9 protein-coding genes are annotated in these 13,757 nt (G+C 69.2%); all 9 read right to left on the reverse strand.

The features are described from left to right. Nucleotides 1–60 precede the first annotated feature (60 nt). Entirely contained in the window at nt 61–3,570 is a 3,510-nt protein-coding gene (gene mfd / locus ACI7BZ_RS16225; RefSeq protein WP_414118197.1) for a transcription-repair coupling factor, read from the reverse strand. Between the two features lie 33 nt (nt 3,571–3,603). Then, a complete protein-coding gene (locus tag ACI7BZ_RS16230) occupies nt 3,604–3,900 on the reverse strand; it encodes an FAD assembly factor SdhE (RefSeq protein WP_414118198.1) in 297 nt (98 codons plus the stop codon). A gap of 123 nt (nt 3,901–4,023) precedes the next feature. Further along, nucleotides 4,024–5,352: a GTPase HflX gene (hflX, locus tag ACI7BZ_RS16235; protein WP_414119188.1), complete on the reverse strand. Its 1,329-nt coding sequence runs from the start codon at nt 5,350–5,352 to the stop codon at nt 4,024–4,026. 297 nt (nt 5,353–5,649) lie between these two features. After that, complete coding sequence (gene hfq, locus ACI7BZ_RS16240) at nt 5,650–5,904, reverse strand: RNA chaperone Hfq (protein WP_414118199.1); 255 nt, start codon at nt 5,902–5,904, stop codon at nt 5,650–5,652. Nucleotides 5,905–6,052: 148 nt separating this feature from the next. Next, nucleotides 6,053–6,910 carry a D-amino-acid transaminase gene (locus tag ACI7BZ_RS16245; RefSeq protein ID WP_414118200.1) on the reverse strand — a complete coding sequence of 286 codons (858 nt, stop codon included), beginning with the start codon at nt 6,908–6,910 and terminating at the stop codon, nt 6,053–6,055. Between the two features lie 14 nt (nt 6,911–6,924). After that, complete coding sequence (locus ACI7BZ_RS16250; protein ID WP_414118201.1) at nt 6,925–8,337, reverse strand: hypothetical protein; 1,413 nt, start codon at nt 8,335–8,337, stop codon at nt 6,925–6,927. 13 nt (nt 8,338–8,350) lie between these two features. Further along, nucleotides 8,351–9,727 (reverse strand): Trk system potassium transporter TrkA, encoded by a 1,377-nt coding sequence (gene trkA, locus ACI7BZ_RS16255; RefSeq protein ID WP_414118202.1) that lies wholly within the window; start codon nt 9,725–9,727, stop codon nt 8,351–8,353. Nucleotides 9,728–9,822: 95 nt separating this feature from the next. Beyond that, nucleotides 9,823–11,190 carry a nitrogen assimilation response regulator NtrX gene (gene ntrX / locus ACI7BZ_RS16260; protein WP_414118203.1) on the reverse strand — a complete coding sequence of 456 codons (1,368 nt, stop codon included), beginning with the start codon at nt 11,188–11,190 and terminating at the stop codon, nt 9,823–9,825. Nucleotides 11,191–11,194: 4 nt separating this feature from the next. Next, nucleotides 11,195–13,453: a sensor histidine kinase NtrY-like gene (locus ACI7BZ_RS16265; protein WP_414118204.1), complete on the reverse strand. Its 2,259-nt coding sequence runs from the start codon at nt 13,451–13,453 to the stop codon at nt 11,195–11,197. Between the last annotated feature and the right edge of the window lie 304 nt (nt 13,454–13,757).

The following is a 13,757-nucleotide window of genomic DNA, read 5'->3' on the forward strand; positions in this document are numbered from 1 at the left end:
CTCTTCCAGCCCCGCTGTGCGTGCCCATTTTACCACCGGGCTGTAACACTGCACCTAAAGCTACGCCATTTGCTTGCGCCTCGAAAGGTCTGCGAGTTTTTTAAGTATCCCGAGCGTGCCCTTCAACCTTGCGTCGGCGCTCGGCCAGTCGCGCAGGAACACCACCTTGAAGTCGGGGCGCACCTTGGCCTGGCTGCCCTCGTTGGCGATCAGCTTCACGAGGCCCGACGGGTCGGAGAACTCATTGTCGCGGAAGGCCAGCACCACGCCCTTGGGGCCGGCGTCCACCTTCTCCACATTGGCCTTGCGGGCCAAGGCCTTGATCTGGGTGAGCTTGAGCAGCTGGCCCACCTCCTCCGGCGCCGGGCCGAAGCGGTCCACCAGTTCCGCCCCGAAGGAATCGATCTCGCCGTCGTCCTGGATGTCCGCGAGCCGCCGGTAGAGGGCGAGGCGCACATGCAAATCGCCCACATAATCCTCGGGAATCAGCACCGGCATGCCGATGGTGATGTTGGGCGACCACTTGTCGTCCACATAGTCGGTGATGCCGGCCTTGATGTGGGCGATCGCCTCCTGGAGCATCTCCTGGTACAGTTCGTAGCCCACTTCCTTGATGTGGCCGGACTGCTCGTCGCCCAAGAGGTTGCCGGCGCCGCGGATGTCGAGGTCGTGGCTCGCCAGCTGGAAGCCGGCGCCCAGAGTCTCCAGCGATTGCAGCACCTTGAGCCGGCGCTCCGCCTGCACCGTCACGGCCTTGGTGGCCGGCACGGTGAAGATGGCATAGGCGCGCGCCTTGGCCCGGCCCACGCGCCCGCGCAGCTGGTAGAGCTGGGCGAGGCCGAACATGTCGGCCCGGTGCACGATGAGCGTATTGGCGTTGGGCACGTCGAGGCCGCTCTCCACGATGGTGGTGGAGAGCAGCACGTCATACTGGCCGTCGTAGAAGGCGGTCATGATGTCTTCCAGCGCCCCGGCGGCGAGCTGGCCGTGGGCCACCGCCACCTTCACCTCGGGCACGGAGGCGGCGAGGAACTCGCGCACCTCGGCGAGATCCTCGATGCGGGGCACCACATAGAAGCTCTGGCCGCCGCGATAGCGCTCGCGCAGCAGCGCTTCGCGCACCACCAGCGGATCAAACGGCGTCACGAAGGTGCGCACCGCAAGGCGGTCCACCGGCGGCGTGGCGATGATGGAGAGTTCGCGCACCCCGGTCATGGCCAGCTGCAGCGTGCGGGGAATGGGGGTAGCGGTGAGGGTGAGCACATGCACTTCCGCGCGCAGCTGCTTCAGCCGCTCCTTGTGGGCGACGCCGAAATGCTGCTCCTCGTCCACGATGACAAGGCCGAGGTCCTTGAAGGCGATGCCCTTTCCCAACAGCGCATGGGTGCCCACCACGATGTCGAGGGTGCCGTCGGAGATGCCCTTCTTCACCGCGGTCAGGTCCTTGCCCGTCACCATGCGGGAGGCCTGGGCGATGTGCACGGGCAGGCCCTTGAAGCGCTCGGAGAAGGTCTTGAAATGCTGGCGGGCGAGCAGCGTGGTGGGCACCACCACCGCCACCTGCTTGCCGGAAAGCGCCACGGCGAAGGCGGCGCGCAGCGCCACTTCCGTCTTGCCGAAGCCCACGTCGCCGCACACCAGCCGGTCCATGGGGTGGCCGGAGGCGAGGTCGTCCAGCACCGAGTCGATGGCGGCTTCCTGGTCGTCCGTCTCCTCATAGGGGAAGCGGGCGCGGAACTCGTCATAAAGGCCCATGGCCGGCACCAGCTTGGGCGCCTCGCCCAGCTGGCGCTGGGCGGCGATCTTGATGAGCCCGGCCGCCATCTCGCGGATGCGCTTCTTCATCCGCGACTTGCGCGCCTGCCAGGCGCCGCCGCCCAGCTTGTCCAGCTGCGCTTCCGTATCCTCCGAGCCGTAGCGGCTCAGAAGCTCCAGGTTTTCCACCGGCAGGAACAATTTGTCCCCGCCGGCATAATGCAGCTCCAGGCAATCGTGGGGGGCGCCCATGGCCTCCACGGTCTTCAGGCCGATGAAGCGGCCGATGCCGTGGTCCACATGCACCACCAGATCGCCGGCGGTGAGCGCGGTCAATTCGGTGAGCACGTCCTGCGGCCGGCGCGCCTTGCGCTTGGGACGCACCAGGCGGTCGCCCAGAATGTCCTGCTCGCCGATGACGGCGAAGTCGGGCGTCTCGAACCCCGCTTCCACCCCGAACACGGCCAGCGCCGCCTGCGTCTTCGGCAAAGCGGCGAGGCTGTCGAAGCGGGTGATGGCGGCGGCGCCCTTCAGCCCGTGGTCGGCCAGCACCGTGCCGAGCCGCTCGCGCGAGCCCTCGGACCAGCCGGCGAGGATCACCTTCTTGCTCTTCTGCAGGTCGCGCACATGGGCCACGGCCGCATCGAAGACATTGCCCTCCGGGTCCGCCCGCTCGGCGGCGAACGAGCGGCCCTGCACGCCGCCAAGGTCGATCACCCGCCCCTCCTTGCCCTCCGGCGCGGCGAAGGGGCTGAGGCGGGCGAGCCGCATTCCGGCAATGCGCCGGTTCCATTCCGGGCCGGGCAGATAGAGCCGGTCCGGCGGCAGGGGATTGTAGAGCGACCCACCCCCCTGCTCCTGCGCGCCCTTGCGGGCGTCGTAATAATCGGCGATCTGGGCGATGCGCTCCCCGGCGACCTCCTCGATCATGGGATCGAGCAGCAGCGTGCCGCCTTCGAGATAGTCGAACAGCGTGTCCATGCCCTCGTGGAACAGGGGCAGCCAGTGTTCCATGCCCGCATGGCGGCGGCCTTCGCTCACCGCCTCATAGAGCGTGTCGCCCTTCTGGGCCGCGCCGAACGCCGCCACATAGGCCATACGAAAGCGCCGCATGGTGTCGGTGGTCAGCTGGAACTCGGCCATGGGCACCAGTTCGAGGCCGCGCAATTGGCCGGTGGTGCGCTGGGTCTCGGGATCGAAGGCGCGGATGCTCTCCAGCGTCTCGCCGAAGAAGTCGAGGCGTATGGGGGCATCGAGGCCCGGCGGGAACAGGTCGATGAGGCCGCCGCGCACCGCATATTCGCCGGTGTCGCGCACGGTGGGGGTGCGCAGGAAGCCGTTCTGCTCCGCCCATCGGGTGATGCCTTCGAGGGCAATGGCATTGCCCGGCGCGGCCACCAGGGATTGCGCCGCCACCAGTTCGCGGGTCGGCACCCGCTGCACCGTGGCGTTGACGGTGGTGAGCAGGACGCAGGCCGCGCCCCCCTTCACCCGGGCCAGGCGGGCCAGCGCCGCCATGCGCCGCGCCACGATGGACGCATTGGGCGAGGCGCGGTCATAGGGCAGGCAATCCCAGGAGGGGAAGGCCACCACCTCCAGTTCCGGTGCGAAGAAGGCAAGGCCCCGCTCCAAGGCCGCCATGCGCTGCCCGTCCCGGCAGACCACGGTGAGGCTGGGCCAGGGCGCGTTCTTCTGCGCGGCGATGGACCGCGCGAGGTCCGCCACCACCATGCCCTCCATGCCGTCCGCCACGCGGGAGAGGGTCAGCGGCCGGCCTTCGGCCAGCGCATCGGCGAGGGGCAAGGGACGCTTCACGGGGGAACTCCGGGGAGGGATCGGGCGCGCTGCTCAGGCGGGCAGGCCGCGCCCGGAAAAATGGAAATCGCGCACCTTGCGGAACAGCGGCGTGTCGAATTCGGCGGGAACCGGCTCGGTGCCGCTGACCCAGGAGAACACCTTCTGGTCGTCCGGCTCCAGCAGCGCCTCGAAGTCCGCCAGCTCCCCATCGCAGAGGGCGGCGATCTCGGCATCGGCGAAGCCGCCCAGGATGAGGTCCATCTCCCGCATGCCGCGGTGCCGGGCGCGAAACAGAATGCGGCGGCGGCGCTCGTCCAGCCCGCCGCTGGACCGTGATGGGCCGGACATGATGGCAAAGCCTCCAAAGCAAAGCAGCGGCCGGGCCGAAAGGCGCGTCCGTCCGGCGCATATAGGAGCATCCCGGCCGGTTTGGCCAGTGGGCGGGGCCGCGTCGTTACAGCCCGCGCACCCTCACATGGGATGCACGCGGCGGGTGCCGAAGCGGCGGGCCACGAGGCCGGCCCGGTCGGGCGGAATGCGCAGCGCCACATGCACCGCGCCATCGGGCCCGGTGGAGCGCTCCAGCACTTCCCCGTGCCGGTAGAGCCAGCCCAGCCCCTCCCCGTCCTCCGCCGCCAGCGTCACCTCCACCGTCACCCGGCCGGCGGTGATGCGCCGCTCCACCAGGGCGAGCAGATCGGGCGTGCCTTCGCCGGTGAGGGCCGAGACCGGCACCGGGCCGTCCGCGCCATCGGCGCGGCGGGCCATGTTCTCCACCCGCTCGCGTTCCTCCGGCGAGAGGCGGTCGATCTTGTTCCACACCTCGATGACGCGCCCGCCGGGCAGAACCTCGACGCCGAGGTCCTCCAGCACGTCGTCCACGTCCGCCGCCTGGGCGTCGGTGTCGGGGTGGGAGATGTCACGCACGTGGAGGATGACATCCGCCTCCAGCACCTCTTCCAGGGTGGCGCGGAAGGCGGCCACCAGCTGGGTCGGCAGTTCGGAGATGAAGCCCACCGTGTCGGAGAGGATGATGCGCGTTCCATGCGGCAGGTCCACGGCGCGCAGGGTCGGGTCCAGAGTGGCGAACAGCAGGTCCTTCGCCATCACCTCGGCCTGGGTCAGGCGATTGAACAGGGTGGATTTGCCCGCATTGGTATAGCCCACCAGCGCCACGATGGGATAAGGCACGCGCTTGCGGCTTGCCCGGTGCAGGCCGCGGGTGCGCTTCACCTGCTCCAGTTCCTTTTCGATGCGGACGATGCGTTCGCCGATGAGCCGGCGGTCGGCCTCGATCTGCGTCTCGCCGGGGCCGCCGAGGAAGCCGAAGCCACCGCGCTGGCGCTCCAGATGGGTCCAGGAGCGCACCAGCCGCGAGCGCTGGTAATTGAGATGGGCCAGTTCCACCTGGAGCGCGCCTTCCTTGGTGCGCGCCCGCATGCCGAAGATTTCGAGAATCAGCGCGGTGCGGTCCACCACCTTGGCGGCCCAGGCCTTTTCCAGGTTGCGCTGCTGCACGGGAGACAAGGCCGCGTCGAAGAACACGAGGTCCACGGCCTCGGCCTTCACCACGCCGGCGATCTCCTCCACCTTGCCGGTGCCAAGGAAGGTGGCGGGGCGGATTTCGGAGAGGGGAACGAGGCCGGAGAACACCACCTCAAGGTCGATGGCACCGGCAAGGCCCACCGCTTCCTCCAGCCGCGCCTCCGGCCGGCGGCGCTCGGCGGCGCCGCGGGTGGCGCGCTTGGAAAGAACCGGCGTAATCACCGCGCAGCGTGTCGGCGGTGCACGCCGATCCACCCCGCTGCGGCCGCTCTCCCGCGGGCCCGGCGCATCGTCCGGCGGCGTCGCGGTGATCTTCTCCCCAGACTTGACCTGCTTTTTCAACGTGCTTCCAGACCTCCTGGCGGTGCCGCACGGCGCGGCGCCTACTTTTCAAGCATAGCACCTGGAATGGCTTCCGGCTGCACCTTCGCGCCAGAAGCGCAGCAAGCCCCGGGCGGAACGGCACGTTCGACGCGCTTCGCCCGGGGCAGGCCTGATGGTGTCCATCCCGCGGGGAGCAGGATCGGTGAACGCGGGTTCCCCGAACCGGCGCTAGGCCTTCTCCGGCGCCTCGTCGGTGGGATCGAACAGCTGAACCGGATGGCCCGGCATGATGGTGGAAATGGCGTGCTTGTAAACCAGCTGGGAATGGCCGTCGCGGCGCAGCAGCACGCAGAAATTATCAAACCAAGTGACTACGCCTTGCAGCTTCACCCCGTTCACCAGGAATATCGTGAGGGGAGTCTTGTTCTTGCGGACGTGGTTGAGAAAGGTGTCCTGAAGATTTTGTGTTCGTTCCGCCGCCATTTTCGTATCCGTTTGTTTCGGCGTTGAGCCCACGGCAAATGCACGCGAACGTTGTGCATCTACGATGAGAGTTGGACCGCTAGAATGGCACAGCCCTGCGGCGGCGCAATAATATTTTGCCGCGCAGCACCGTGCGATCGGGCAAAGCTCATGCGATTTCAGCGAAATCGTGGAACTTGAGCCGCAGCGCAACGGCCACGGGACCCGGCTTGCCATCGCCCACCGGCCGGCCGTCCAGCACCACCACGGGCATCACCACGGTAGTCGCGGCGGTGATGAAGGCCTCCTGCGCCGCCGCCGCTTCCGCCACGGTGAAGGGCCGCTCCTCCACCTCAAGGCCAAGCGCGCGCGCCACCTCCATCACCACGGTCCGGGTGATGCCGCGCAGAATGCCCAGCTCCGCCGGCCGGGTGACGATGCGCCCCGCGCGGGTGACGATCCAGGCATTGGTGGAACCGCCTTCGGTGACGAAGCCCTGCGCATCCACGAACCAGGCCTCCCGCGCTCCCGCCTCCTTGGCCTGCTGCTTGGCCAGAACGTTGGGCAGCAGCGAGATCGACTTGATGTCCACCCGCGGCCAGCGGTTCTCCGGCACGGTGATGACGGCCACGCCCTGCTGCGCCACCTTCTCCTGAGCCGCGCGGTCGGCCCGGCGGGCGGTCACCACCAGGGACGGCGCGGTGCCGAGCGGGGGGAAGACGTGATCGCGCCGCGCCACACCGCGGGTCACCTGAAGGTAGACGAGCCCGTCCCTCACCCCGTTGCGCCGCACCACCTCGCGCAGCACCAGGCTGAGCGCCGCCCGGCCCATGGGCTCGGCGATCCGCAGCTCCCGCAGGGAGCGTTCCAGCCGGTCCAGGTGGCGCCGCTCGTCCACCAGATGGCCGTTCCACACCTCGCAGACCTCATAAACGCCATCGGCGAACTGGTAGCCCCGGTCCTCCACATGCACGCTGGCGTCGTGGTGGGGCAGGTAGCGGCCGTTGACATAAGCGATGCGCGACATGGACGTTCAGCTTCTCAGGTGCGCCAGATGGCGAGGTGGATCACGACGAGGAGGCCGATGATCTCAAGCCGCCCCGCCACCATGCCGAGGGCCGCCACCAGGACGGACCCGGCCGGAAGGCTGGAAATGGCTGGCCAGCCGAAGCCGGCGGCGTCATAGACCGGCCCGGTATTGCTCACCACCGCCGCCGCCGCGGCGAGCGCCGCCTCAAGCCCCGGCAGGCCCGGGCTGAGGGCGAGGACGCACGCCGCATAGACCACGAACAGGCTGGCAGCCCCCGCCCACACGCCGCGCATGCCGGAGCCCACCCCGCCCTCCAGCGCCGCGGACTGCACCAGGTGGGGATAGACCAGGCGCATGAGATCGCCCCGGGTGCGCAAAAGGATCGCCCGCAGGCGCAGGATCTTCAGCCCGCCCGCCACCGAGAGGGCACCGCCGCCCAGCAGCACCACCAGGATGACGAGGCCCAGGGGCAGGCTGCCATAGCTGCCGTCATTGGGGCCGATGCCGCTGGTGGAGATGAGGGAGGCGGCAGAGAACAGGCCGTCGCGCACCGCCTCCAGGCTCGGCACGTCGGCCCCGCGATAGAGGATGGCCCCCAGCACGATGCCGAGCACCGCCCACCAGGCGATGAGCACCAGGCTTTCCATCTGCTCCGGCGCGGCATGGATGCGCCGGGTCAGCAGCGCCCGGTGCCAGCGCACGCTGGTGGCGCTGAAGATGAGGAAGGGCAGGAGCAGCCATTTCGGCGCCCCGTCCAGGGTCAAGGCAAGCTGCGCCTCCGGCGGCAGGTGCGCCCCGGCGGACACCACGGCGGTGGCCAGGGTGAAGGCGACGTAAAGGCTCTCCCCGCTCGCCAGCAGCACCACCATCGCGAGCAGGGTCGCGCCGGCATAAGCCGGGGCGGTTTCCGTCAGCACCGCCTCGATGTCCACCGCGTCCAGGGCGGCGCCGCCGCGCGGGGTGCGGTCGGGCAGGCCGCCGAGGCCGGAGGGCGCCAGCACCGCCACCGCCGAGACCACGGTGAGGAAGCCCCCGCTCCATTGCAGCAGGCCGAGCCACACATAAAGGCTGGCCTGGCCCTGATGCAGCGCGGTAAGGCCGGTGGCGGTGAAGGCCGAGACGGCCTCGAACCACGCCGCCAGCGGGGCGAGGCCGGAGGTGATGGCGATGGCCGGCGTGGCGGCCAGGGGCAGCACCATCCACAGGGCGAACAGCAGCACGATGCCGCCGGCGCGGGTGAGGCGCACCACATGGCCCTGGGTGGTGAAGCGCAGGGCCCCCGCCAGAAAGATGCAGAAGGCGCAGGTGGCGAGGAAGATGGGCGCATGCCCGCTGCCGGTCCGCGCCGCCACGCCCGCCGGCAGGAGGGCGAGGAGGCCGATGGCGGCAAGGGCCACCGCGAGCGGGCGGGCTGCGTTGATCATCGCGCGGCGCGGATCAGAAGAATTCGAGCGCGACGCGGAACAATTGCTCCACGCGCTTGATGCGCTCGGCGAGGGCGAACAGCACCACCCGGTCGTGGGCGCGCACCACGAAGTCACCGCGCGGCAGCAGCACCTGGGAGCCGCGCACGATGGCGCCGATGCGCAGGCCCTCCAGCAGGTCGAGGCTGCGCAGCGGCTTGCCCACCAGAGGCGAGGTCTCCAGCGCCTCCGCCTCGATCATCTCGCCGGAGCCGTCCAGCAGCGCGTGGACGCCGCGGATGCGGCCGCGCCGCACGTGCTGGAGCACCTTGGAGACGGTGATCTGGCGCGGATTGACATGGGCGTCGATGCCGAGGCCGCGGGCAAATCCCGCATAGCCCTGCTCATTGACCAGCGCCAGGATGCGGCGGGCGCCGATCTGCTTGGCCAGAAGGCAGGAGAGGATGTTGATGCGGTCGTCATTGGTGACGGCGATCATGGTGTCCGCCTCGCCCACCCCCGCCTCGTCGAGGATGGCGCGCTCCAGCGCGTCGCCGTTCAGCACCACGGTGCGCGTCAGCACCTCGGCGATGGCCTGGGCCCGCTCCCGCGAGGATTCGATGAGCTTGATGCGCGCGGCGGCGTTGCGCTTCTCCAGCTCGCTCGCCACATAGGTGCCGATATTGCCGCCGCCGGCCACCACGATGCGCTGGCCCGGCACCTCGTCGTGCCCGAACAGGGAGAGGCCGCGCTGCACCTGGTCGGCCTGGGCGACGAAATAGACGATGTCGCCCACCAGGAGCTGGTCGTTGGAGCGGGGCACCAGCGTGCGGCCATTGCGGCTCACCGCGACGATGGTGGCCGGCATGTCCGGGAACAGCTGGGTCAGCTGGCTCAGGGGCGTGTCCACCACCGGGCAGTCCTCGCCGCAGGCGACGCCCACCACCACCACCGCCCCGTCGGCGAAGCTCACCGTGTCCACCGCCCCCGGCAGGGCGAGGCGGCGCAGCACCATCTCGCCCACCTCCACCTCGGGGGAGATGATGACGTCGATGGGCAGTTGGTCGCGGGAGAACAGGTCGCGCCATTCGGGCGCGAGGTAGGTCTGGGCGCGGATGCGGGCGACCTTGGTGGGCACGTTGAACAGGGCGTGGCCCACCTGGCAGGCCACCATGTTCACTTCGTCGTGCAGGGTGACCGCGATCAGCATGTCCGCCTGCTCGATGCCCGCCCGCGCCAGCACGTCCGGGTGGGAGCCCTGTCCCACCACGCCGCGCACGTCGAGCTGCTCGGTCACCGCCTGGATGCGCCGCGGGCTCGTGTCGATGATGGACACGTCGTTCTGCTCACCGGCGAGGCGCTCGGCAATGCCGAACCCCACCTGGCCCGCGCCGCAGATCACGACCTTCATGCCCCCTCCCCCCGAAGCCGACGCGGCGCTACGCCCGGCCGGCGTCCCCTCGCCCTGAAGCAGCCCTCATTCCGGGCATCACGTCAATACGCGCGTCATCCTACGCCGAGAGCCTTTAGCTTTCGATGAAGGGCTGAGCGCTCCATGCCTACGAATTCGGCAGTCCGCGAGATGTTGCCGCCGAAACGGTTGATCTGGGCGGCGAGATATTCCCGCTCGAACACCTCGCGTGCCTCGCGCAGCGGCAGGCCCATGAGATGCTCGCCGCCATTGCCGTTGGGCAGGTTGGGCACCAGCGCGCCCACGTCCGGGGGCAGCATGGCGGCGGTGATGGCGGCTTCCGGGTCGCCGCCGGCGAGGATCAGCAGGCGCTCCACATTGTTGCGCAGCTGGCGCACGTTGCCCGGCCAGTCGTGGGACTGCAGCACCGCCATGGCGTCCTCGCCGATGGGCCGGCGCGGCAGGCCGGTGGTCTGGGAGATGGAATCGAGGAAGAAGTCCACCAGGTCGGGAATGTCCTCGCGCCGCTCCGCCAGCGGCGGCACCCTTATGGGGACCACGGACAGGCGATGGTAAAGGTCCTCGCGGAAGCGGCCCTTGTTGATCTCCTCCTCGATGTTGCGGCCGGTGGAGGAGATGATGCGCACGTCCACGCTCACCTTGTCGGCGGAGCCGATGCGGGTGAAGGTCTGCTCCACCAGCACGCGCAGCACGCGGTTCTGCGTCTCGCGCGGCATGTCGGCGATCTCGTCCAGGAACAAGGTGCCGCCGTGGGCATCGTCCAGCGCCCCGCGCTTGGCCTCCCGCCCCTCCCCCTCGGCCACGCCGAACAGCTCGAATTCCAGCCGCTCCGGGGTGATGGCCGCGGCGTTCAGCACCACGAACGGGCCCTGCGCCCGGCCGGATGTGGAGTGGATGAGGCGGGCCGTCAGCTCCTTGCCGGAGCCGGAGGGGCCGACGATGAGGATGCGGCTGTTGGTGGGGCCGACCCGCTCGATGGTGGCCTTCAGCTGCTGGATGGCGCTGGAGCGGCCCACCAGCACCCGGCCGTGGGGCGTGATGAGCTTCAGTTCCTTCAGCTCGCGCTTCAGGCGCAGCGTTTCCAGCGCCCGTTCGGCCACCATCACCAGGCGGTCGGCATTGAACGGCTTCTCGATGAAATCGTAGGCGCCGCGCTTGATGGCGGCCACCGCGGTCTCGATGTTGCCGTGGCCGGAAATCATCACCACCGGCAGGTCGGGGTGCTGGGCCTTGATCTCGTTCAGAAGGTCGAGCCCGTCGAGCCGGCTGCCCTGGAGCCAGATGTCGAGGAACACCAGGTTGGGCCGGCGCGCGGCGATGGCCGCGAGCGCGCTGTCGGCGTCGCGCGCCGTGCGCGCGCCGTAGCCCTCGTCTTCCAGGATGCCGGCCACCAGTTCGCCGATGTCGGCTTCGTCGTCCACGATGAGAATGTCCATGGCCATCGGATCAGGCCCTCCCTGTCTCAGGGACCGGTTGCGCCCCGCCCGCGCCGGCCGGTGGTTGCCCGTCCGCCCGCATGCGCAGGCGGATCCAGGCCCCGCGGCCTTCGGGCGAATCATTGAGTTCTATGCCGCCGCCGTGCTCCTCCATGATCTTTCCCACGATGGCGAGGCCGAGGCCCGTGCCCTTCTCGCGGGTGGTCACGTAGGGCTCCAGCAGCCGGCTGCGTTTCTCGCGCGGTAGGCCGGCGCCGTTGTCGATGACGTCGATGACGAGATCCTCCCCGATCCGCTCCGCGGAAACGCGGATGCAGCCCTTGCCCCGTTCGGCATCGGGGACGCCCTCGATGGCCTCGGCTGCGTTCTTCAGGATGTTGGTGAGCGCCTGGGAAATGAGCCGGCGGTCGAAGCGCGCCGGCAGCGAGGGCGGAAGCACCGCCTCGAACGTGACGTCAGGATGGCCGACGCGCATCAGGAACACGGCCTGGCGCACGGTCTCGGACAGGTCCTGCGCGTCCACCACCGGCTTGGGCATGCGGGCGAAGGAGGAAAACTCGTCCACCATCCGCCCGATGTCGCCCACCTGGCGGATGATGGTATCGGTGCACTGGTCGAACACGTCGCGATCCTGGGTGATGTGGCGGCCGTACTTGCGCTTCAGCCGCTCGGCGGAAAGCTGGATGGGGGTGAGCGGGTTCTTGATCTCGTGGGCGATGCGCCGCGCCACGTCGGCCCAGGCGGAAGTGCGCTGGGCGGTGATGAGGGCGGTGATGTCGTCCAGGGTCACCACCCAGCCGCCATGGGCTTCGGCGCCCGGCCCTGCCTTGCCCTCATGGGCCGACTGTTCGGTGGTGACGCGCATGGCGAAGATGCGCTCGCGCCCCTCGCGCTGGATGGTGATGTTGCCCTGAACGATCTTCTGCCGCGCGCCCTCGGCCTCGGCGAGGAGGGCGGCGGTCTCCGGCACCACATCGGCGAGCCTGGCGCCCAGCGCCTCGGCCTCGGTGACGCCCAGAAGCCGCTCGGCCGACAGGTTCAGGATCGTGACGCGGGCGTCGGCATCGATGCCGATCACGCCCGCGCCGACGCCGGAGAGCACCGCCTCGGTGAAACGACGGCGGCTGTCCATCTGGTCGCGGGCGTTGACGAGGGCGTTGCGCTGGGTCTTCAGCTCGCCGGTCATCTTGTTGAAGGTTTCCCCCAGGGTGGCAAGGTCGCCTTCGGCGCGGTTCACCGGCACCTGAATGTCGAGATTGCCCTTGGCCACCCGGTCGGCGGCCCACATCAGCCGGCGGATGGGGGCCACCAGCCATTTGGAGAAGGTGACGCCGAGCCACACCGCCGACAGAAGCACGATCAGCGTGACGATCGCATACATGGCGGCGAAGGCGAGCTGGACACTGTACCGCCGCTGTTCAAGGGCGCGATAGTCGGCCAGGGTGTCGCTCGTCACCTTCAGGTAGCCCAGAACCCGCGGATCAATGGGTCGGGCCACATAGAGGAAGAGGTCGTCGAAGCCGGTGAGAGGCACCACGGCGCCGACGTAATCAGCATCCACATAGATGACGGGCTGCTCGGCGGTGGCCTCGTTGATGGCGATGTTGGCTGGAACGAGGTATTCGCGGCCGGTGCGCAGGTTCGCCCGCTCCACCGCCGAAAGATCGCGGCGCACCAACTGGGCGCCGGGCACGTTGCGCAGCGCCGCCTGAGCCGTGAGGACCTGGCGGAATTTCTCGATGTCGGTGTCGTAGAAGCTCTTCTGCTGCGACAGATCGTTCGCCATGGCCAGCGCATCGCCGCGGATGGAGAGCGCGTGTTCGCGCACATAGGTCTGCGCCACCGAGGAGGCCGAGCCGATGATCTCCTGCGTGCGCTCGGAAAAATACCGGTCGAGGGTCCGGTCGAGGGTGAAGCTCGCCACCAGCGCCACCACCACCGCCGGAACCACGGCGATGCCGGCGAACAGCCCGATGATGCGCACATGCAGCCGGGAGGCGGCGCGCCCGCGCGCCCGCGCCCTGAGGATGCGCAACACCTCCCAGCCGATGATGCCAAGGAGCAGGAAGGCGGCAACCGCGGACACCGCCAGCGCTTCCACCGTCACCAAAGGCGTCGGCACGATGGAGGTGAGGCCCATGATGATGGCGAAGGTCGCCACGGCCAGCGACAGCGACAGCACGACCACCGCGGGCGCAAACAGCCGGGCGGCGAGGCGACGCCGCGGCTTCCCCCCCAATGCGGCATCCTGACCCGACGCGTCCGTCATAAGTCCGTCCGTCTCCCCAACCGCATCGGCTCCCCCGGAGCACCGGGACCCGCGCGACTCACCGGCGCAGCGGAAGTGATGCAGTGGAACGACACTGGTGCAAAAATGTGACAGACGCATCCCCCCGCCGCCTTTTGCAGGTGGATGACGCATGAACAGGTAGCCGAGTAACCGAATGCCGCACCCCGCCCTGCGGCATAAGCGCAGAACGCCGCCAGGCGGCGGCAGGTGGACCTGCCGCACGGCGAATCGGTGCGCCGGACCGCTCAGGCGCCCGCACAGGGCAACAGCCGGCGCGCCCCTT

Source organism: Xanthobacter sp. AM11, assembly GCF_047444035.1.
Classification (GTDB): Bacteria; Pseudomonadota; Alphaproteobacteria; order Rhizobiales; family Xanthobacteraceae; genus Xanthobacter.

What these genes read in the sequence shown, in the direction of transcription:
- trkA (WP_414118202.1), bottom strand. Translation starts at nt 9,727, where the DNA reads ATGAAGGTCGTGATCTGCGGCGCGGGCCAGGTGGGGTTCGGCATTGCC.
- ntrX (WP_414118203.1), bottom strand. Translation starts at nt 11,190, where the DNA reads ATGGCCATGGACATTCTCATCGTGGACGACGAAGCCGACATCGGCGAA.
- ACI7BZ_RS16265 (WP_414118204.1), bottom strand. Translation starts at nt 13,453, where the DNA reads ATGACGGACGCGTCGGGTCAGGATGCCGCATTGGGGGGGAAGCCGCGG.
- ACI7BZ_RS16230 (WP_414118198.1), bottom strand. Translation starts at nt 3,900, where the DNA reads ATGTCCGGCCCATCACGGTCCAGCGGCGGGCTGGACGAGCGCCGCCGC.
- hfq (WP_414118199.1), bottom strand. Translation starts at nt 5,904, where the DNA reads ATGGCGGCGGAACGAACACAAAATCTTCAGGACACCTTTCTCAACCAC.
- ACI7BZ_RS16250 (WP_414118201.1), bottom strand. Translation starts at nt 8,337, where the DNA reads ATGATCAACGCAGCCCGCCCGCTCGCGGTGGCCCTTGCCGCCATCGGC.
- ACI7BZ_RS16245 (WP_414118200.1), bottom strand. Translation starts at nt 6,910, where the DNA reads ATGTCGCGCATCGCTTATGTCAACGGCCGCTACCTGCCCCACCACGAC.